General features: G+C 48.3%; 18 protein-coding genes. 16 read left to right on the top strand and 2 right to left on the bottom strand.

Going from position 1 to position 20,679, the window contains the following annotated elements; all coding sequences use genetic code 11:
- Positions 1 to 2 precede the first annotated feature (2 nt).
- Together cysZ and gap are read left to right on the top strand one after the other, a co-directional pair.
- Entirely contained in the window at positions 3 to 761 is a 759-nt protein-coding gene (gene cysZ, locus H6995_14075; protein ID MCP5216127.1) for a sulfate transporter CysZ, read from the top strand.
- A gap of 37 nt (positions 762 to 798) precedes the next feature.
- Positions 799 to 1,800: a type I glyceraldehyde-3-phosphate dehydrogenase gene (gene gap / locus H6995_14070; protein ID MCP5216126.1), complete on the top strand. Its 1,002-nt coding sequence runs from the start codon at positions 799 to 801 to the stop codon at positions 1,798 to 1,800.
- A gap of 101 nt (positions 1,801 to 1,901) precedes the next feature.
- Here the strand turns inward: gap and H6995_14065 are convergent, their stop codons facing one another.
- Positions 1,902 to 3,686, bottom strand: a complete 1,785-nt coding sequence (locus H6995_14065; GenBank protein ID MCP5216125.1) for a sigma-54-dependent Fis family transcriptional regulator — start codon at positions 3,684 to 3,686, stop codon at positions 1,902 to 1,904.
- Between the two features lie 616 nt (positions 3,687 to 4,302).
- On the opposite strand from H6995_14065, the gene H6995_14060 reads away from it, so the two are divergent.
- From H6995_14060 to H6995_14000, 13 genes are all read left to right on the top strand, one after another.
- A complete protein-coding gene (locus H6995_14060; protein MCP5216124.1) occupies positions 4,303 to 6,144 on the top strand; it encodes a PEP-utilizing enzyme, mobile region in 1,842 nt (613 codons plus the stop codon).
- A 65-nt stretch (positions 6,145 to 6,209) separates the two neighbouring features.
- Complete coding sequence (locus tag H6995_14055) at positions 6,210 to 7,295, top strand: phenylphosphate synthase subunit beta (protein MCP5216123.1); 1,086 nt, start codon at positions 6,210 to 6,212, stop codon at positions 7,293 to 7,295.
- A gap of 52 nt (positions 7,296 to 7,347) precedes the next feature.
- Complete coding sequence (locus H6995_14050; protein ID MCP5216122.1) at positions 7,348 to 8,028, top strand: CBS domain-containing protein; 681 nt, start codon at positions 7,348 to 7,350, stop codon at positions 8,026 to 8,028.
- A 68-nt stretch (positions 8,029 to 8,096) separates the two neighbouring features.
- Entirely contained in the window at positions 8,097 to 9,512 is a 1,416-nt protein-coding gene (ppcB, locus tag H6995_14045) for a phenylphosphate carboxylase subunit beta (GenBank protein ID MCP5216121.1), read from the top strand.
- 79 nt (positions 9,513 to 9,591) lie between these two features.
- Positions 9,592 to 10,101: a phenylphosphate carboxylase subunit delta gene (gene ppcD / locus H6995_14040; GenBank protein MCP5216120.1), complete on the top strand. Its 510-nt coding sequence runs from the start codon at positions 9,592 to 9,594 to the stop codon at positions 10,099 to 10,101.
- Between the two features lie 33 nt (positions 10,102 to 10,134).
- Complete coding sequence (gene ppcA / locus H6995_14035) at positions 10,135 to 11,619, top strand: phenylphosphate carboxylase subunit alpha (protein ID MCP5216119.1); 1,485 nt, start codon at positions 10,135 to 10,137, stop codon at positions 11,617 to 11,619.
- A 22-nt stretch (positions 11,620 to 11,641) separates the two neighbouring features.
- A complete protein-coding gene (locus H6995_14030; protein MCP5216118.1) occupies positions 11,642 to 11,893 on the top strand; it encodes a phenylphosphate carboxylase subunit gamma in 252 nt (83 codons plus the stop codon).
- A gap of 54 nt (positions 11,894 to 11,947) precedes the next feature.
- Positions 11,948 to 13,294: a UbiD family decarboxylase gene (locus H6995_14025; protein ID MCP5216117.1), complete on the top strand. Its 1,347-nt coding sequence runs from the start codon at positions 11,948 to 11,950 to the stop codon at positions 13,292 to 13,294.
- Positions 13,295 to 13,357: 63 nt separating this feature from the next.
- The gene (locus tag H6995_14020) at positions 13,358 to 13,765 is read left to right on the top strand and encodes a CTP-dependent riboflavin kinase (protein ID MCP5216116.1); all 408 of its coding nucleotides are present in this window, start codon (positions 13,358 to 13,360) and stop codon (positions 13,763 to 13,765) included.
- Between the two features lie 77 nt (positions 13,766 to 13,842).
- Positions 13,843 to 14,316, top strand: coding sequence for a hypothetical protein (locus H6995_14015; protein ID MCP5216115.1), 474 nt, complete (start codon positions 13,843 to 13,845; stop codon positions 14,314 to 14,316).
- A gap of 62 nt (positions 14,317 to 14,378) precedes the next feature.
- Entirely contained in the window at positions 14,379 to 15,683 is a 1,305-nt protein-coding gene (locus H6995_14010) for an AMP-binding protein (protein MCP5216114.1), read from the top strand.
- Positions 15,684 to 15,982: 299 nt separating this feature from the next.
- Complete coding sequence (locus tag H6995_14005) at positions 15,983 to 16,588, top strand: UbiX family flavin prenyltransferase (protein ID MCP5216113.1); 606 nt, start codon at positions 15,983 to 15,985, stop codon at positions 16,586 to 16,588.
- A 66-nt stretch (positions 16,589 to 16,654) separates the two neighbouring features.
- A complete protein-coding gene (locus H6995_14000; protein ID MCP5216112.1) occupies positions 16,655 to 17,440 on the top strand; it encodes a GTP cyclohydrolase I FolE2 in 786 nt (261 codons plus the stop codon).
- On the opposite strand, the gene H6995_13995 is transcribed toward H6995_14000, so the two are convergent.
- Positions 17,437 to 19,230 carry a sigma 54-interacting transcriptional regulator gene (locus H6995_13995; protein ID MCP5216111.1) on the bottom strand — a complete coding sequence of 598 codons (1,794 nt, stop codon included), beginning with the start codon at positions 19,228 to 19,230 and terminating at the stop codon, positions 17,437 to 17,439. The genes H6995_14000 and H6995_13995 overlap by 4 nt on opposite strands.
- A gap of 449 nt (positions 19,231 to 19,679) precedes the next feature.
- On the opposite strand from H6995_13995, the gene H6995_13990 reads away from it, so the two are divergent.
- Positions 19,680 to 20,660: a glycosyl hydrolase gene (locus H6995_13990; protein ID MCP5216110.1), complete on the top strand. Its 981-nt coding sequence runs from the start codon at positions 19,680 to 19,682 to the stop codon at positions 20,658 to 20,660.
- The last annotated feature ends 19 nt before the right edge of the window (positions 20,661 to 20,679 follow it).

Raw genomic sequence — 20,679 nt, 5'->3', positions numbered from 1 at the left:
CGATGCGGGGTAATTTTTTCAAGGGTTTGGGATATCTTTACCAAGGTGCCGGTTTATTATGCAAACCGGGTATCTGGCATTATGTCGTTATCCCGCTGGTGATTAATATCTTGCTGTTTTCGGCGATTATTTATTACGCCTACCATCAGTTTAACGCCTGGGTGGTTTATCTGTTGAACTGGCTGCCTTCCTGGCTGAGTTTTATCGATTGGTTGTTATGGACGATCTTTGCTGCGCTCGTTACCCTGTTAGTGGTGTTCGGCTTTAGTCTGTTAGCGAATTTAATTGCCGCACCCTTTAACGGATTTTTAGCGGAAGCGGTTGAGAAATATTTAACGGGTGAGCCTTTGACTGTCTCGCCCCGACCTTTAACGCTGGAAATTATCGCTAGCCTGTGGCGTGAACTGGTTAAGATTTCCTACTATTTACCGCGCGCACTTGCGCTGTTGTTACTCGGATTTATTCCGGTGATTAATACTGTGGCACCCTTGCTTTGGCTTCTTTTTGGCACCTGGATGCTGGCCATTCAATATGTGGATTATCCGATGGATAATAATCGCATCAGCTTTGACCGTATGAAATTGTTGCTGAAAGAGCAAAGATTAACGCCCATTGGCTTCGGTAGTTCGGTGCTGATGGCTTCTCTCATTCCGCTGGTTAATTTGATCGTGATGCCTGCTGCGGTGGCAGGTGCAACTCTGTGTTGGGTAAATGAATTTCGCGGTCAAGCTAACAATCCCTCGGTGCAACGGTCTAATTAACGCAAATAATATGGCTACTCTAGCAAGGAGTATGGAGATGATTCGCATAGGTATTAACGGTTACGGGCGTATTGGACGCTGCGTTTTGCGTGCTATTCATGAAAATAATCTCGCCCGAGAGTTTCAGATAGTGGCGATAAACGACCTTTCAGATTTTGACCTGCTGGCGCATTTAACTGAATTTGATTCCACGCACGGCTACTTTAACGCGAAGATTAGTCAACAACAGGGTGAACTGAGTGTTAACGGCCAGGTCAGTAAGCTTATTGCCGAAAAAGAACCCGCTAAAATTCCTTGGTCTGATCTTCAGGTGGATTTGGTATTGGAGTGTACGGGTAAATTTAAACAAGCAGATCTAGTGCGTCAGCACCTGAGTGCAGGAGCACCGAAAGTGCTGGTCAGTCACCCCGTAAAAGAAGCTTGTGCAACTATTGTCTATGGCGTCAACCATCAGACTTTAACAACACAGCACCAAATCATTTCCAATGCCTCTTGCACTACCAACTGTTTAGCGCCGGTTGCGAAAGTGTTGCAGGATACGATCGGCATCGAACATGGCTATATGACGACCATCCACGCCTACACCAATGCACAGGCTTTATTAGATAAAGCCAGTGGTGACTACTATCGATCCAGAGCCGCGGCGCAATCAATGATTCCAACCAAAACTGGCGCCGCTGCAGCGGTCGGTTTAGTACTACCGGAATTAGCCGGTAAATTAGATGGTATGGCTGTGCGCGTACCTACCGCTAATGTCTCTTTGATAGATTGTCAGTTTATGATGCAGCGTGACACCAGTGTCGAGGAGGTAAATCAAGCGCTCAAACAGGCAGCGGAAACACAAATGCAATCTGTGCTCAGTTTCAATGAACGCCCGCTGGTCTCTATCGATTTTAATCACAATCCACATTCCAGTATTTTTGATGCGACTCAAACTCGCGTGACGGGGCGTCATGTCAAGGTCATGAGTTGGTACGATAACGAATGGGGCTTTGCGAACCGTATGTTGGATGCGGCGCGCTATATTGTCAGTCTTTAGGGTTTTGAGACAATAGGGTTGAGTGTCTTAATCATTGCAATAGTACTGCGGGTAGAACTAAGTCGTTAACTTAAGAAGTTCCCCAAAAACAAGAACAGGCTCTAGCAACAGGAGTGGTCTTGGTGACGATTTTTAATCCGATAGGAAACGTAGGCGCGTTTGACCCCGAGCATACGTGCGGCCTCGGAAAGGTTGCCATTGGCACGCTTAATGGCTTCGGTGATCAGCCCGTATTCAATATCATCAATGGGAATTTGCTGAGAGAGCACTTCGTTCAGTAATGATTTTTCCTGCACGGTATCCTGTTTGCTCTTGATCGCGCCGGTGGGATCCAGTTTGAGCAGCATCGAATCAATCGCTTCTTCCGATAAAAATAAATGGCTCAGATCGATGGGCTGGTTGTCCTGCGCCAGAATCACGGCACGTTCAATCAGGTTTTCCAGCTCACGAATATTGCCAGGATAGTCATGCAGGTAAAGGGCATCAACCGCCAGATTTGAAAATCCGGTGATATGCTTAGCGTGGCGTGTGGAAAAGAGTTTCAGGAAGTGATCCATCAAGATCGGGATATCTTCGCGACGATCTTTTAATGGGGGAATATGGATAGGGAATACATTGAGACGGAACAAAAGATCTTCACGGAAAACACCCTCTTGCACCGCTGCGTGGAGATCCATATTGGTAGCCGCAATAATTCTGACATCAACTTTACGGGTTGAGGTATCGCCCACCCGTTCAATTTCCCTTTCCTGCAGTGCGCGTAATAGCTTGATTTGTGCTGACAGAGAAAGTGTGCCAACTTCGTCCAAAAATAGTGTGCCGTTATGGGCGCGCTCAAAACGACCGGGGCGTGATTCGGTGGCGCCAGTAAAAGCGCCTTTTTCAACGCCGAACAATTCCGATTCGATCAGGTTTTCAGGAATTGCCGCGCAGTTAAGGGCGATAAAGGGTTGATCAGCACGATTGCTGATTTCATGTAAAGCGCGGGCAAATTTACCTTTCCCTACACCCGTAGCGCCAAGCAGTAGTACGGTTGCCGAAGTGTCAGCTACTTTTTGGATTAGGTGGCAGGTGGTGATAAAACCGGGTGAGGTACCAAGCAGATTATCCAAAGGAGAAGATTTGTCTTTGTCCGTCTTGGCAGAGCCCGCCATCAGTTTGCTCTGTGTTTGATTTGATGAGGATCGACTCATCACCATTTGTGGCTGTAGTGCGCTTTTCTCATCTTTGATTTCTTCAGCATCCCATTCATCAAGCGGTTTTCCGACAATCCGACAATGTGGGTCTCCCTTGGCAAGACACTCGACCTCTTTATAAATAACCGGGCGCCCCATAAAGGCACTGGTATAGCCGATAGCGTAACCGAGCTGCATCCAGCATACCGGAAAATCGGTTTTGCCGAAGGCTTCCAGATGGTTGACGGCGTCGAAGCAGTGATGCCAAATAAATTCACCGTAGAATTGCCCGGTTTCAGTGTCGCCTTCTGCCCGCACAGGTTCAGCAAGTAATAACCCGTGTAGTGAATGTAATTGTGGCCCGACAAGAAAGGCATCCAATATTGAATCGCGGGTGCGCAGCTTACGGGCGATGACGGCATCCTTAATTCCTGCAGAATAACCCATCCGAGTGAGCACTGCCCGTGCTTCCTCTAAGCCAAGCTTTTTGATCGCTTGTTCACGTAAAAAGCCGAGGCTGGACATATGAATGAGTGCGACTCTGTCACTATCAAGCCAAATACGACCCTCTTTAGGGGAGAAGCGCAGTGCGCTGGTGAGGTCGTCAAAACCGCCGCGATCATCGCCATCGTGAGGACCATGTCCAGGAGAACGGAGCCTGAATTTCTGGATATCGGTGGTAAAGGGTGGTGACTTACTTGAGTTAGGCATTGGTTTTTTCTCGGAAAAAATATCAGCCTGAAAGTTTTTATCAAATTTGCACATTACTTTAACTGATCAATAACCAATGTGCAAAATGATAATTTTTGTAATTATTGAAGTTTCGCAGGTCACCCTATCTGGAATAAATTAAGCCTTATGTTTATTGGATGATTTCGGCAAATTTATTAATTTTAGCCTTTGTTTACAGCTAGTTAGAAGTGGCTTTCCACTCGTTGTCAGTCCCTGGATTTGATGAATTTAAAAAATTGGCCTGCTCTTTGCAAGCCTGCTCTTTGCAATAAACATTATCGGAAGTACTTGATGAAGGAAGGTTGTAAGAAGAACAGTGTGGCACATAAACCGGGGTAGTGCTGCATTTAAATGAGGTGGCCCTCATCAAAAAGGATACAGCTTCAACTTGGATAAATTATTTAGGGCCCTTCTATTGAGCGGAAAAGCTTTCAAATAAAAACCGCTCGACAAATAAGCAAGCCAGATTGTGATCTTTTATTTCGCTAACCATTGGCGAATCAATTGATCAGCTGAAAATTGCAAATATAAACAAATTTGGTCTGGCCAGTTCGCCGCAATCACCAAATTAATATAAGTCGTTAGGAGGATCCAAATGACATGCTCCAAAGGTCAATACGCGAAGCCGCACGAGATTGAAACCATTCCTGGTACCGAGGGGTGGGAACGCATGTATCCGTACCAATACCAGTTTGTGACCGACGATCCTGAGCGCCAGAAATATGAGGAAGAATCCTTTTGGTTCTATGATGGACTGCATTATCCGGAGCCGGTCTATCCCTTCGATATGATCTGGGACGAGGCGTGGTATTTGGCGCTGTCACAATTCAACACCCGCATTTTTTCGGTGCCGCCAGTTTTTGGTGTGGATCACCGTATCATTAATGGCTATCCCTATATCTCTCCAGTTGCGGTCAAAGATCCTGCCGTAGTTGAAGAACGCATTGCTCATTTCATGGAACGTGCTGGTTATTACTATGAAAACTGGGATGAGTTGGAAGCCAAATGGGAAGGCAAAATGCGGGAAACTATTGATAAGTTGGAAAAACTTGAGATCACCCCGTTGCCGGAATTGGAAGATATCCTGGTAGTAAAAGATGGTCTGGGAGAATCCAAAGGTTACCATTTGCTGAAGTCTTACGATCAGCTGATCGACCTGGGCATTCGATGCTGGCAGTACCATTTTGAATTTCTCAACCTTGGTTATGCTGCTTATGTCACCTTTTTGGATTTTTGCCAGCGACTGTTTCCAGATATTCCGGCGCAGCGAGTTACTCAGATGATTTCGGGTATCGACGTCATCATGTATCAGCCGGACGAAGAACTTAAAAAGCTAGCGCGGCGAGCAGTGGAGTTGGGTGTGCAAGCGACACTGCGAACCAGCACTGAATTTAGTGTTGTCGAAAAAGCCCTGCAAGAAACCGCACCGGGTAGAGAATGGCTGATTGCCTTTGAAGAAGCGCGTTATCCCTGGTTTAACGTTTCCACCGGTACGGGATGGTATCACCATGACAAATCTTGGAATGATGATCTTAATATTCCGCTTTCATCAATCACCATGTACGCCGACAAGGCGGAAAAGGGCGAGTGTCTGGATCGACCGACTAAGGCGATTCAAGAGGAGCGCGATCAAATTACCGCTGAATATCGGGCATTGATAGCAACCGATCAGGATCGAGCGGCCTTCGATCAGCTTTTGCAGACGGCAAAAACAGTATTCCCTTACGTCGAAAATCACATGTTCTATGTTGAGCACTGGTTCCATTCGGTGTTTTGGAACAAGGTGCGTGAAGTGGGGGTGATCATGAAGGATCACGGACTGATTCATGATGTGGAAGATATCTGGTATCTCAAGCGTGGCGAAATTAAAGATGCGTTGTGGGATATGGTTACCGCTTGGGCTACTGGGGTGAAGCCGCGTGGTGCTGTAACTTGGCCAAAGGAGATCGAGTGGCGTAAAGGGGTGATGGATAAGTTCCGGGAATGGCGTCCGGAAGCAGCAGTCGGCACCGTCCCCGAAGTTATTCAAGAGCCCTTTACTGTGGTGCTTTGGGGCGTTACCAGCGAGTCGCTGCAATCCTGGTCAGAAATTCAGGATACCGATGATCTCGACAGTGTGACCTGCTTTAACGGTTTTGCCGGCAGCCCCGGTACTGTTGAAGGTATCGCCAGAGTTTGCCGCACGGTTGATGAAATTGCGGGGCTAAAAGAGGGAGAAATTCTCGTGTCTCCGACCACCTCACCATCCTGGGCGCCAGTATTTAGCAAAATTAAAGGTTGTGTGACCGATGTTGGCGGCGTCATGAGTCATGCAGCGATTGTTTGTCGTGAATACGGTATGCCGGCAGTAGTTGGAACCGGGCTTGCCACCAAGATTGTTAAAAGCGGTCAGATGATTCGCGTCAATGGTTCGACTGGCGAGATCAATATTATCTAAAAATACTTGGCGTCGGCAAAGCAATATTGCCGACGTAGCGAAGTGTAGCGCAGTAGGAGGAAAGCATGAGTGTCGATAAGCCTTGGGTCAGTTGGTTTGATGACTGTAGAAGAGAAATGGTTGAGCAGGTTGGCGGCAAGTGTTCGTCCCTTGGTGAGCTGATCAACGCGGGAATTCGAGTACCGCCAGGTTTTGCCATTACGGTAGCAGGGTATGAGCACTTTATGGCGCAGAACAATATCTTGGATGAAATTGATGTGATGCTCAAAGGCGTCGATCCACAAGATATTGCAACCTTGGAAAAACTCAGCCTCAAAATCCGTAACAAGATTGAACAAATGCCGATTGATACAGAGTTCGAAGATCAGATTGCTGAGTTTTACCGTAAGCTATCAGTGCGCTCCTGTATGCCAGCCGTAGCCGTCGCGGTACGTTCCAGCGCCACTGCAGAGGATTTGCCCGGCGCCAGTTTTGCCGGTCAGCAGGATACCTTCCTTTGGGTGCGTGGTATCGATGAGGTGTTAGCTCACGTCAGACGCTGTATTTCCAGCCTGTTTACCGGTCGCGCCATCGCGTACCGCATTGATATGGGTTTCGATCATCGCCAGGTTGGTATCAGCGTCGGAATCCAGAAGATGGCTAACTCCTTTGCTGCTGGCGTGATGTTTACCCTGAACCCAAGCAACGGTGATCGTTCTTCTATCGTTGTTGATTCCAACTTTGGTTTCGGTGAGTCGGTAGTTTCTGGCGAGGTAACGCCGGATCAATTTCGCATCAATAAAGTTTCCCTGGAAGTACTTAATCGCACCATATCAGACAAAGAGATTTGCTATACCGTTGATCCGAAGACACAGGTTTCGATAAAGACCGAAGTACCGGAAGAGCGCCGTAAGGTGCAATCAGTGACTGACAAGGAATTGGTTGAACTGGCGAAAATGGGTAAGCTCATTGAGCAGCACTATGGCTGTCCCATGGATATCGAGTGGGCGGTCGACAAGGACATGCCGGAGGGTGGCAATATTTTCATTTTACAGGCGCGTCCTGAAACAGTCTGGAGTAATAAAGCAGCGGAAGTGGTTTCGACTGCGAAGGGATCCTCAGCAATGGATCATATTTTAAGCAGCATGATGGCGGGTAAGAAAGTCAAGTGACCTCGTTACAACAGTTCATGTGCTATTACCCCAATCGTCTGGAGAGAGAGAAATGATTGTAAGAAATTGGATGAAACCTAACCCCATCACGGTCGTGAGCGACACGCTGGTGTCAGAGGCGAAACGCTTACTTGCAGAAAATAACCTACATGTATTGCCGGTACTGGACCATAAAAAACTTCGAGGCTTGATTACTCGGGCAGATTGTTTGCGCGCCGCGCATTTCGTGAGTAATACGCAAAGCCCCGATGAGTTTGCATTTTTCACTGAACGCCTAAAAGTGAAGGACATCATGGTGCGCAATCCCGCCACTATCGACGTAAGCGACACCATGGAGCACTGCCTGGAAAAAGGCAAACAGCTGGGTGTTGCCCAATTTCCAGTAATGGAAAATGGTGCGGTAGTGGGCATTATTTCGGCCAATGAAATTTTTGCCATGGCAGCTAATTTTCTCGGTGCCTGGGAAAATCGTAGTGGCGTAACCTTGGCGCCTATTCCGCTCGAACCTGGTGTGATCGCGGCAATATCAGAAACTGTAGCGGCTACCGGTGCTGATGTGCAGGCGATTTACCCCATAGGTAAAGCTGAACCACCGGACTACAAAGTCAGTAACGAGAAAAAGATCATCGTCAGATTTTTAGGTGTGGATCCCGACACGGTGGCGCAGGCGCTTAAAAAAGCGGGCTATAAGGTGGTTGAAACGGTAGCTGGGTCAGCTGACCAGGCTGCTTAGTCCTACCACAGATAAACTCGGCGTTACAGTTGATCGTCAAAATTTAAAATCAGAAGAGGAATAACCCTATGGATTTACGAGATTTTATCAACCGATGTGAAGAGGCCGGTGAACTCAAGCGCATAACGGCAGAAGTAGATTGGAATTTGGAGCTTTCACATATCTCCAAATTGACCGAAGAAAGAAAAGGGCCAGCGCTATTATTTGAAAATATCAAAGGTTATGACTCGCCGGTTTTTACTGGGGCCTTCGCGACACCAAGCCGCTTGGCCATGTCAATGATCATGAACCCCAGCAACTCGCTCTGTGATTCAGCCAAGGAGTGGATGGAAAAAACCATTGATGAACTCATTCCGTCAAAAGAAGTCACGGATGGGCCGGTTCTAGAGAATATAGTGACTGGTGATGATGTTGATATGAACATCTTTCCAGTACCTCAGTTCTTCCCGCAAGACGGTGGACGGTACATTGGCACAGCAACCTTTTTGGTGATCAGAGATCCCGAAACAGGCAAGGTGAACCTGGGAACTTACCGTATGCAAATGCTCGATGGTAAGCGCTGCGGTGTACAAATTCTGCCGGGTAAGCGCGGCATGCGTATTCTTGAAAAATACAAAAAAATGGGTAAAAAAATGCCCGCTGCTGCGGTAATCGGTTGCGATCCATTAATGATGATGGCGGGTGCGCTACAGCATGAAGGTGCGCAAAGCCAATACGACATCATTGGTTCCGTTCGTGGTGCGCCATCTGAATATATGCTGGCACCGATGACTGGGTTACCGATTCCAGCGGCCGCTGAAATTGTGCTCGAAGGTGAGATTGATCCTGATAATTTCCAACCGGAAGGTCCATTCGGTGAGTACACCGGCTACTACACCGACGAGCTGTACAAGGAAATCAAAAAGCCCTGTCTGGAAGTGAAACAGATTCTGCATCGCAATAAGCCGATTCTGTGGGCCACTTCCGTGGGCCGTCCGGTCACCGACGTGCATATGTTGCTGTCCTTTACCCGAACCGCGATGCTCTGGACGGATTTGGCGAAGATGGGCATCCCTGGTATCCAATCGGTCAATGTCATGCCTGAATCCGCCGGTCGTTTTTGGGCGGTGGTGTCGGTAAAAACCATGTACCCGGGGCATTCCAGCCAGGTCGGTAATGCGGTGATCGCTACCACTACCGGTAGTTACGGCATTAAGGGCGTGATTGTGGTGGATGAAGATATTGAAGCCGATGATATTCAGCGCGTGTTCTGGGCCTTGGCCTGTCGCTACGACCCACAGCGTGGCACTGAAATGATCAAACGTGGCCGCTCTACACCATTGGATCCGGCGCTGGCTCCAAACGAAAGCAAACTCATTACTTCACGCATTATTCTCGATGCCACGATTCCTTATGAGTGGGATGAGAAGCCAGTGCCAATTTCTCTCGATGAGGAAACCCTGGCAAAAGTGAAATCGCGTTGGAGCGAGTACGGCATCGACTAAGTTATTTCTTTTGAGTTGCGCCCTGGCCTGCTGCAATCAGGGCGCAATTTGAAAGGTACTGAATAGATAGGAGAAGAGGATGGGAAAAGCAGAAGACATAAAACTGGTCATTCTTGATGTGGATGGCGTGATGAGCGATGGCCGCATTGTGATTGATGATAACGGTGTGCAGTCACGCAACTTCGACATTAAAGATGGCATGGGTGTGGTGGCGTTACAGATGCTGGGTGTTGAGGTGGCGATTATTACCTCCAAACATTCCGGCGCGGTAAGGCACCGTGCGGAAGAGTTAAAAATTAAGCGCTTCTATGAAGGTGTTAAGAAAAAGACTGAAGCCTACGCAGAAATTCTCGAAGACATGAAAATCACCGATGCAGAAGTCTGTTATGTCGGTGATGACCTAGTGGATTTGAGCATGATGAAGCGTGTTGGGTTACCGGTTGCCGTAGCGGATGCCGTGCCCGATGTGCTGGAGCATGCGGCTTATATCACCAGTGCACGCGGTGGTTATGGTGCAGTGCGTGAAGTGGCGGAAATGATTCTTAAAGCCCAGGGTAAGTGGGATAAGTTGCTGAGCAAGATCAGCTAATTGAATTTAATTAAGTGAAGCAGGAGAGACCAGATGAGTGCAATTCTTAAAGGCGAGGGCGCAAGCGAAATCAATGCGCCGAAAAGCAACCGAGAGTATATCGAGCGATTAATGGAAACAGGTGACTGTGTTCGCATCGAACAAGAGGTGGATTGGGATAATGAAGCCGGCGCAATCGTGCGTCGTGTCTGTGAGTTAGCTGCACCAGCACCTTTGATGGAAAATATCAAAGATTATCCCGGCTTTAGGTACTTCGGTGCCGCCCTGTCCACCTATCGACGGGTAGCCATTTCCCTAGGTATGGATCCGGATTCCACATTACCGGAAATTGGTAAAGAGTACTTGAAACGGACCAACGGTGAGCCGATTCCGCCTGTCGAAATTGATCGTTCGGCAGCACCCTGTAAAGAAAATATTCTGATGGGTGCTGATGTGGATCTGTGTAAGTTGCCGGTGCCGTTGGTGCATGAAGGTGACGGTGGACGTTACATCGGTACTTGGCACGCAGTTATTACCAAGCATCCGATTCGCGGTGACTATAACTGGGGTATGTATCGGCAGATGATGTACGATTCCCGAACCATGTGTGGTGCGGTTTTCCCCTTCTCAGACTTGGGTAAAACGCTAAGCGAATATTATACGCCACGCGGAGAAACCATGCCTTTTGCAACAGCGATCGGTTTGTCACCTCTGGCGGCGATGGCTGCTTGTGCGCCTTCACCGATTCCCGAAGCAGAACTGACGGGCATGTTGGCAGGAGCGCCGGTTGAACTGGTTAAGTGTGAAACCAATGACCTGTTGGTTCCGGCCAACGCCGAAATCATTCTGGAAGGTGAAATCATCCCTGACGTGATGGTGGAAGAAGGCCCCTTCGGTGAATACACCGGCTATCGGACCTCGCCGCGTATGCCGCGTGTGACTTTCCGCGTCAACTGTATCACTTACCGCAATAAAGCGACGCTGACTATTTCCAACATGGGTGTCCCCATGGATGAAGGACAGCTGTTACGTTCCTTTTCGTTAGGGCTGGAGTTAGACAAACTATTGCGTAGCCAGGGTATTCCGATCACGGGCGTTTACATGCATCCGCGTTCCACGCACCACATGATGATTGTGGGCGTCAAGGTCACTTATGCCGGTGTTGCACAGCAGATCGCGCAGTTGGCTTTCGGCAGTAAATTGGGGCCCTGGTTCCATATGGTGATGGTGGTGGATGACAGCATCGATATCTATAACTGGGATGAGGTGTACCACGCCTTCTGCACCCGCTGTAACCCGGAGCGCGATATCCATATCTATAAAAATACCACCGGAACAGCACTTTACCCCCACGCCAGTCCGCATGAGCGTAAGTACTCCATTGGTTCTAAGGTTTCCTTTGACTGCACCTGGCCGGTGGACTGGGATAAGGTGAACGACGTACCGACAGTGGTTTCGTTCAAGAATGTGTATACACAGGAAATCCAAGACAAGGTTACTGGAAATTGGGAAGCCTACGGCTTTGACCCAGTCAAATAAGTATTAAGAGAGGATAAGCAAAATGAATAAGTGGGAAGTTTTTGTTAATGATTTGTCAGAACTACCTGAAGGCGAAGGTCTGGAATTAACCATCCGTACCCTCAATGACGGGTTCCATAAATACACTTACAAGCGCGTGACAGCCGAAGTGTCCAAGTCTGTGGATCAATATGCTGACAGCCTGCAGGTGCGTTTTGGTCGCGGCCAGCTCAGTGATAAGAAATATTCAATCAACATACTGGGGGAAATTGAACGTTTCCCGAACTACCAGTAAGCCCTAAGTCGACCAATATAGGCGGGCGCTCGCGCCCGCCTCTCGGACAACAAAATGGCCTATCAAGATTTACGTGAATTTCTAGCGTCAGTGGCGGGAGACATACTCCGGGTTAGCCCCGAGTTTGACCCCAAATTTGAAATGGCGGCGTTACTACATGAGACGCAGTCAGATGGTCGCATTGTGCTGTTTGAAAACGTGAAAGGACACCCCGGTGTTAGCGTGATGGGTAATTTGCTTTCGAGCAGGGCGCGCACTGCAAAGGCGATAGGCACGACGGAAGAAAAGCTCAATCAAACCTATTTGAACTGTAAAAAGCATGCGCTCTCACCAGTGATGTTTGAAGGTGTAGCCCCGGTTAAAGAGGTGATTCATCGCAACCCAGTTGATGTTGCTGCACTGTTGCCTATGCTGACTTACCACGAAAAGGATGTGGCTCCCTTTATCACCTGTGGCTTGGTGTTGGCGAAAGATCCCGCAACGGGACGCAGAGCAATGGGTATCCATCGCATGATGTTCCAAGGCGGTAATCGGTTTGGCATATTTCTGGCAAATCCGCCGTTGTCATTGTTTTTCCAGCAGGCTGAAGAGGAAGATCGGCCCTTGGAAATTGCGGTCGCACTGGGTGTCGATCCAGCGACGCTGTTAGCAGCGGTGGTAAAAGTTGGCGCTACCGGACCGGATAAATTAGAAGTTGCGGGTGGCTTAAGAGGTTTACCGCTGGAGTTAACGCCGGCGGAGACAGTGGATATTGATGTCTTGGCGCGTGCGGAAATTATTATTGAGGGGCATATCTTGCCCGGAGTGCGTGAGCAGGAAGGACCCTTTGGTGAGAATACCGGTTACTATTTTTCCAACATTAGTCCGGTGGTAGAAGTGACGGCAGTTACACATCGTAAAGATTTTATTTTTGCGGCTTTATGCCCCTGGACCGTGGACGTGGATAACCTGTTATCCCTTGCTTCGGGCACGGAGTTATTAGGACAGTTGCAAAACCAGATTCACGGAGTAGTGGATTTGGAGCTGATTACCGGTACCTGCGGATTTACCGCAGTGATAGCGGTAAAGGACTGTCAGCCTACTGATGTGAGGCGTTTGATCCAGCTAGTCTTGAGTTTGGATTTACGGTTAAAAATTGTCACGGTGGTTGATGACGGAGTTGATATTCGTAATCCGCGTGAAGTGTCCTGGGCATTAGCGACGCGCTTTCAGCCTGATCGTGACACAGTCTTATTGGATAAGATGGCGGGTTATGTCATTGATCCGTCGGCAGTGGAGTCTGGTACAGGTTCAAAAATAGGTTTTGACGCTACTCGTGGACCAGGTGAACAGTTTGATGCCATCAGTATTCCGGTGGCGGCAGCGACTAAAGCTAGAGCTGTCCTAGCTGAGCTGGTGTGAGAGGCTTTGGGTATGGCAACTACACATAATTCGAAGGGCATTGTAACCAGCCCGTCAACTCAGATGGAGATGGTTGAGCTTGAAGGGAGTGTTTGTTCTGGGTTAGGTGAAGGCGGCAGTTTTATGCAGATGGATTGGGTTCTGCAGCAGTTTGTCAGCAAACTAGGGATCAAGCCTTTTCCGGGCACCTTCAATTTGGAAATGATCGGGCCGCAATGGGCACGTGTAGCGCAGCGTTTGCAGGAGGAGGCGGGAATCCATATCGAACCTCCGGAGGGATTTTGTAGTGCTAAATGTTTTCGAGTTGTTCTGCATGGGCAAAAACAGCAGAGGGTAGAGGGCGTCGTTATTTTCCCAAATGTGAGCGACTACCCTGTACAAAAATTTGAGGTAGTAGCTGCGGTGCCTGTTAGGCGGGCATTGCAGCTAGAAGACGGGGATCCAGTAAGGGTTCAACTGTATATGAGCTGATAGGTTTGTGCGGCGCAGTGACGCCGGATTAAAAGCCCATTTAGGGCGGTTCAATTAATTTATCGAAGGAGAGTTATATGAGCAGTATCACAACTACATCACCACACACGATTACACCAGAATTACCCAAACAGCTACTTTCCTACGCCCGTGCCGGAGCCCTTGGAATTGTTATTACTGTTGGCAACGACAAATACCCTACAGATGCTTTCGCCTGGGTCGTTGCGCTTGATGATAAGCGAGTGAGGTTTACAGTGGATCATCACAGCAAAACGCTGGGCAATTTGAGTCGAGATGGGTTGGCAGCCATACAGATTATCGGGCCGGATAATCTGGTGTTTCTCATCAAGGGTGTGTGCCGCTCAGTGAAAACCAATTTGGAGTCGGTACCGATGGATATCGGTTTATGGGAGATGGATGTGATTGGCGCTCGAGATCAATCTTGGCCGGGTGCTGCGCCATTACCGCTTGCCGTACAGTGGTCTGGCGATGAGCGCGAGTCAATGGTAAAGACAGAACAGGCTGTGTTTGGAGAAATGCGCGAAGCCTAGAGATAGGCTTAGGAGCTTCCATCAAGCATAAGATTTAATCTATCAGTAAACGGGAACAGAAAATGCCGTATTTTGACGAGAAAATTGAAACCTTACCACGGGATCAGTTGGCACAACTGCAATTAGAAAAGTTGCAGGCTATGATGAAAGAAATGTGGGGGACAAATAAATTTTACACTAACAAATGGGAAGCCGCCGGAGTTAAGCCAGAGGATATAAAAACCTTGGCCGATATCGCTAAGCTGCCAATTACCACTAAGAGCGAACTAGTAAAGGATCAAAGCGATAACGCACCTTTCGGTACCAACCTGACTTATCCTTTGGATAAGTACGTCCGCTTTCATCAAACCTCCGGCACTACAGGAAAGCCGTTAAAGGTGATGGATACCCATGAAAGCTGGGACTGGTGGGGTAAGTGTTGGGCCTATGTGCTAGCGGGTGCTGGTGTCACTTCTGATGACCGCATATTTTTAGCCTTTGCCTTCGGCCCTTTTGTGGGATTCTGGGCAGCGGTTGAAGGTGCTCGCAAGCTTAACGCCATTATGATTCCCGGTGGTGGGCGCGATTCAGTACAACGCTTAGAACTCATGCGTGAAATGGGTGCGACTTCCTTAGCCTGCACGCCAACCTACGCTATGAGGCTGGCTGAGGTAGCACGCGAAACGGGCTTTGATTTATCTCAGATTCCGATGAAATCAACCATTCATGCGGGTGAGCCTGGTGCGAATATTCCAGCGACAAAAAAACGTATTGAAGATTCTTGGCATGCTAAATGTTTCGATCATGCTGGCGCTTCAGAAGTGGGTGCGCATTCCTTTGAATGCGAAGCGCAACCTGGTGGCACGCACTTAATTGAAAGCGAATATATTGCTGAAGTGTTAGATCCGGAAACGCTTGAGCCAGTTGCCCCCGGCGAAAAGGGCGAACTGATTATCACCAACCTTGGCCGTATCGCCTTCCCGGTAGTGCGTTATCGTACGGGTGATATAGTACGTGCTAATCTGGAGAAGTGCGCCTGTGGCCGTACCTCAATGCGATTCGACGGTGGTGTTATTGGCCGTGCGGACGATATGGTGACGGTGCGTGGCGTAAATGTCTTTCCGGGTGCGGTGGAAAATATTATTCGCCAATTCAATGAGGTGGATGAGTTCCGTATTACGGTGTATACGGTTAAGCATATGGATGAAATGGATATCGAATTTGAACTGGTCGAGGGAACAGACGAAGGTATCCTTAGCAACATTAATGAAAAGCTTTATGCCATGCTGGGGTTTCGGCCAAGGCTTAAGGTGGCGGAGCGCGATAGCTTGCCACGCTTCGATATGAAGGCAAAGCGTTTCCACGTGAAAAAGGATGTAGCTGCTTAATGTAATAGGCGGGGCTTCGCTGTTCAGTGAGGAAAAATCGAGGTTCCGCATATTTACCATATCGCACAATTTCTTCCCGCCAATGCTGTATTTAATCGAAATGGTTAACTCAGATCATTATTATTGCCGCTGGCCGGGGTTATACTGCAGTGAAGCATTGAATTAAAACAATAAATAATTCAGCAAGTTAAGGTTATTTTTGGGGTGTGTTGGCGTTTAGCTGTGTAGACGAGTCTTTGGCTTAAGTCTTGCATTGCTTATTAATGAATAACCCAGAAAACAAAAAGAGAGGTGTCAGCATGGGATTGCCACTAGTCGTTGCGATAACCGGCGCCACAGGCGTTATCTATGGTGTAGAGCTTATGCGAGTCTTACGGGAGTTAGAGGTGTCCACGCACCTTATCCTCTCTGAGTCTGCGGTGCGTAATATTAAAATCGAAACTGATTATAGCGCCGAGGAAGTAAAGGCAATGGCGGATGAGGTTTACAGCAATAAGAATATCGGCGCTTCTGTTGCCAGCGGCTCCTTCCGAACACGTGGAATGATCGTCGCACCATGCACTATTAAAACACTTTCTGCGGTGGCAAATTCATTTAATGATAATTTGGTGGTGCGTGCTTCTGATGTGACTTTAAAAGAGAAAAGACCGCTGGTGTTAATGGTACGAGAAACGCCGTTGCATAAGGGTCATTTAGATCTTATGTCGCGGGTAGCAGATATCGGTGCCACGATATTGCCACCGATGCCCTCTTTTTACCATGGCCCAAAAACCATTATGGATATTGTACATCAGAGTATTGGTAAGGCTTTGGATCAGGTGGGTATAGAGCATAATCTATTTAAGCGGTGGACCTCTGACTGTGGTAAGGATCCGGATATCCGGTTGCCGAGAGATGGTGCTTAGCTTTCCTCGCCCCTATCAAAAGGATGTCCGCGAATCCCGTGTTTGAGCAGCAAGAAAGTGATTAATATGGAATCATCTGTTCCTGTGCCTGATGTCCAGGCGAGCCGGGATACGCGTGAAATTCCCATTCAACGCGTCGGTATTCGAGATATCTGCTATCCGGTAAAAATTCAAGCCGCAAGTGGTGAAATTCAAAGTAGCATTGCGCGCTGTAGTCTGTATGTCAACCTGTCCGCTGATCAAAAGGGCACGCACATGTCGCGTTTTGTCGAACTCCTGGCGGCCGTTAACGAGGAGTTGTCGTTTGCAAGCTTTACCGCGTTAATGGCAGATATGGTAGCAAAGCTGGAAGCGGAACAAGGCTATATTAAACTGGTGTTCCCTTATTTTGTAAATAAAGTAGCGCCAGTCACCGGTGCTAGCAGCCTGCTAGATTATGAGGTGACCCTGATCGGACGGCAGTTGGATGGTGCACCAGTGGTGAGCTTTAAAGTGGTTGTGCCTGTAACCAGCCTTTGTCCCTGCTCAAAAACTATCTCACGCTACGGCGCGCACAATCAACGTTCCCACGTTACTGTTGAAGTGGAGGCAGGGGAATCCTTTTGGATAGAAGATATAATCAGTCTGGTTGAGCAGGAGGCCTCTTGCGAACTCTATGCGTTACTGAAGCGCGCCGACGAGCAATACATCACTGAAAAAGCTTACGATAATCCGAAATTTGTAGAGGATATGGTAAGAGATGTTGCCGCACGATTGGTTCGTGATGATCGTGTGTTCCGCTATCGGGTGGAGTGTGAAAATTTCGAGTCAATCCACAATCACTCAGCCTACGCTATGATCGAAAGCGGCTAAAGTGCTTCAGAGTCGCTTTCATATTTTTTGAGCCGATACGCCATTTGCGGGCGAGATAAGCCAACGCTACTGGCTGCTTTGGACATATTCTCGTTAGCTTGATTCAATGCATTACTTAAGAGCCGATGTTCTATGCTTTTAAATGAGCTTTGTTGCGCAAGCATCATATCCAAAATATCTGAGCACAAGGCCTGAGTTTCACTAGGCTGTTCATTGCCTAACGCATGTCCCTCATGATTGGAAAGCAGAGCGGAAGAAATTAAACCTTCCATGCCGAAGAGATGACAAAGGTCGATTGGCTGATGATCATCAGCGAGGATAACAGTGCGTTCCACCAGGTTTTCAAGCTCGCGAATATTACCTGGGAATTCGTAACGATAAAGCGCCTCGGTGGCGAAATCAGAAAATCCCGGTATTTGTTTGTTATAGCGTTTTGTATAGCGTTCTAGAAAATGGGCCATGAGCAACGGGATATCTTCCCGGCGCTTACGTAGAGGTGGAATATCTATGGGAAAAACGTTCAACCGGAATAGCAAATCTTCTCTGAATTTGCCTGATTTTACCGCTTCCTGGAGATCCACATTAGTTGCCGCAATAATACGAACATCGACTCTACGCATAAAAGTATCACCGACCCGCTCGATTTCTTTTTCCTGTAGCGCGCGTAGTAACTTTGTTTGTGCTGATTTGGTTAGGTTTCCGACTTCGTCGAGAAATAATGTACCGCCGTGAGCACGCTCAAATCGTCCCGGCCGTGATTGTGTCGCGCCAGTAAAGGCGCCTTTAGAGACGCCAAATAACTCAGCTTCAATCAGTTCATCGGGAATGGCAGCGCAGTTTACGGCGATAAATGGTTGTTCGGAGCGCGTACTGATTTGGTGCAAGGTGCTGGCCACCATCTCCTTACCGACCCCGGTTTCGCCCAACAAGAGAACAGGGGCGATAGTGCGAGCAACTTTTTGCAGCATCTCGCAGACGTTGGCTAAACCCGGAGATTCACCAATTAAGCCACCCAACATATTGGTAGCAGGTTCTTTCTTTGGGAGTAGGCAGTGTTTTGCGTGCGGGTGGTTTTTGCGTTGAGTGGGGAGATGGCCAACAAAAATTTGTTGGGGTAGATGTTGAAGTTCACTTTGAATTTCATCCTCGTACCACATTTCCAGCAGTTTCCCGACCATACGGCACTTATGGGCGCCGGTGGCACTGCATTCAACTTCTTTGTAGATGACCGGTCGACCGATGAGTGTGCTAGCGTAGCCGCTGGCATAAGCAACTTCGTTCCAGCAGACGGGGCTATTGGCCATGCCGCCTTCGACAATACGGGTATCTACTTCAAAATCACCCGAGAAAATCGCTTCGTTATAAAAATGTTCTTTGGTAAGTTCGATTTCCTGATGTAGCATTTTAATCGACACCAAACCCCGTGCCGCTCTTAGTTTGGGGCCAATTAGGAATACCTCTTCAAGACTGGCGTTGGGGAATAATCTACGAGCCAGAAAGGCTTCACGTACGCCCGACTCATAGCCTAGCTGAGCAAGAATACTACCTGCTTCCCGGTGCCCCAGTTTCTTGTTTAGCTCCCAGTGCAGTAAGGACAGGCTTGCGGGGCGGATTAAAACTACCGGATCGGTATCAAATAGAATGCGCCCTTCGTTGGGTGAAAATCTAAGATGATTGATGAGGTCACTACGATCAGCAAAAATCGTATCTTCAGTTTCAACAGAAGGAGATAGCTGAATTTTATTAGATTTTTTGGTGGCTCCGGTAGCTTTTGGAGTGGCGCTAACCATTACATATCTCCGTTGATGAGTTTGCGTGACACCCGTCTGTTCCGTGTTATCGCTCTGTATAGACAGTGATTAGCCGAAGGGTTAGTAGCAAAAGAGCAAGCACCATTTTGCCGATATTAGCTCATAGGTGTTTGGTATACACAAAGATACTAGTGAATCGGGATTATTATAGCAATGGCCTTTTGGGTGTCCCAGCGATTTTAGAAATTGATGAAATTATAAAAAGCATAAAAATAATTCTCTATATGATCAAATTCATCCTGAAAAATTGGGTGTTCTGCTTCGTTGAAGTCTTCTAAAGCAGTGTTTAAGGATTCTCTAAAATAAGAATAAAATTTTATAAAACAATGAGATATATTTTTGTTAGGTTTTTTTTTGGGTTTAGGCGTAATTATTGCATTCTACCTCCCGTATCGCCCTTTAACAGGCATTTGCTATAGGGGAGGAAAGTGATAATTACAAATATAATAAACAATTTAAAGAAAACTCAAACTTACATCAGTCTATTTTGTGCGAGCGCCCTATTGACCGGCTGTGAAGCCTCGTTGGATTTAAGGGGAGTTGAGGATGAGCTGTCGAAGTCGCGGCTGCGCACGGATCAATACCAGCAGATGGTGATGAGCGAAGGGGTGCTAACGCTGGTGGGTTCTGCTGGGGTAGTGCTGAGCAGTCGTGATGAAGGGGTTAGTTGGACACGTCAGGAGGTGGCGGGGTCGCCGAACTTTATTGGGTTGTCGCTGTGTCCGGATCAGCGTCTGTTGGCGCTGAGTTTTGACCGTCAGGTGTGGTCGAGTAGTGATCAGGGCCGTTCCTGGGTTGCCCATGCCTTGCCGACCCAAGAGGACATGATCGGTCTGACCTGCGGCACCGATGGCAGCTGGTGGGTTAGCGGTAGTTACAGCACGTTATTACACAGCAGCGATCAGGGCCAAAGCTGGGCTGAAAGCAGTTTTGATGAAGATGCGCTGGTGACCCATATTCAATTTTTCGATGATCAGGTTGGTATTGCGGCGGCGGAGTTTGGTTTGTTCTTTAAAACCAGCGATGGTGGTCAGAGCTGGGACATGATCGGCACGATCGGTCAGGAGCTGTACCCGCTGACGGTGCATTTCAGTGACCCACAAAATGGCTGGGTTGGTGGTTTAAACGGTGTCATCATGCACACCGAGGACGGCGGTGAGACCTGGGCGGAGCAAGCCTCCGGGGTGGAGTCGCCGATCTATCGTTTCTTCGGTCAGGGCGATCGTCTTTACGCCGCCGGGGATCATGCGGTGGTATTAAGCTACCGCGATGGTGTCTGGGTTCAGTTGGAGACGCCCAACATTCCCATTTACCTGAGTGCTGGCCAAGTGCTCTCCCATCAACAGCTGTTAGTCGCCGGTGGCTGGGGGACGTTAATGACCCTGTCCGTTACCGACGCAGCGCTTTAGGCGCAGGAGAGAGCCCGCT

The sequence above is a fragment of the Pseudomonadales bacterium genome, from assembly GCA_024234615.1.
Lineage (GTDB): Bacteria > Pseudomonadota > Gammaproteobacteria > Pseudomonadales > IMCC2047 > JAJFKB01.
This window is presented reverse-complemented; position numbering and strand designations above follow the sequence as displayed.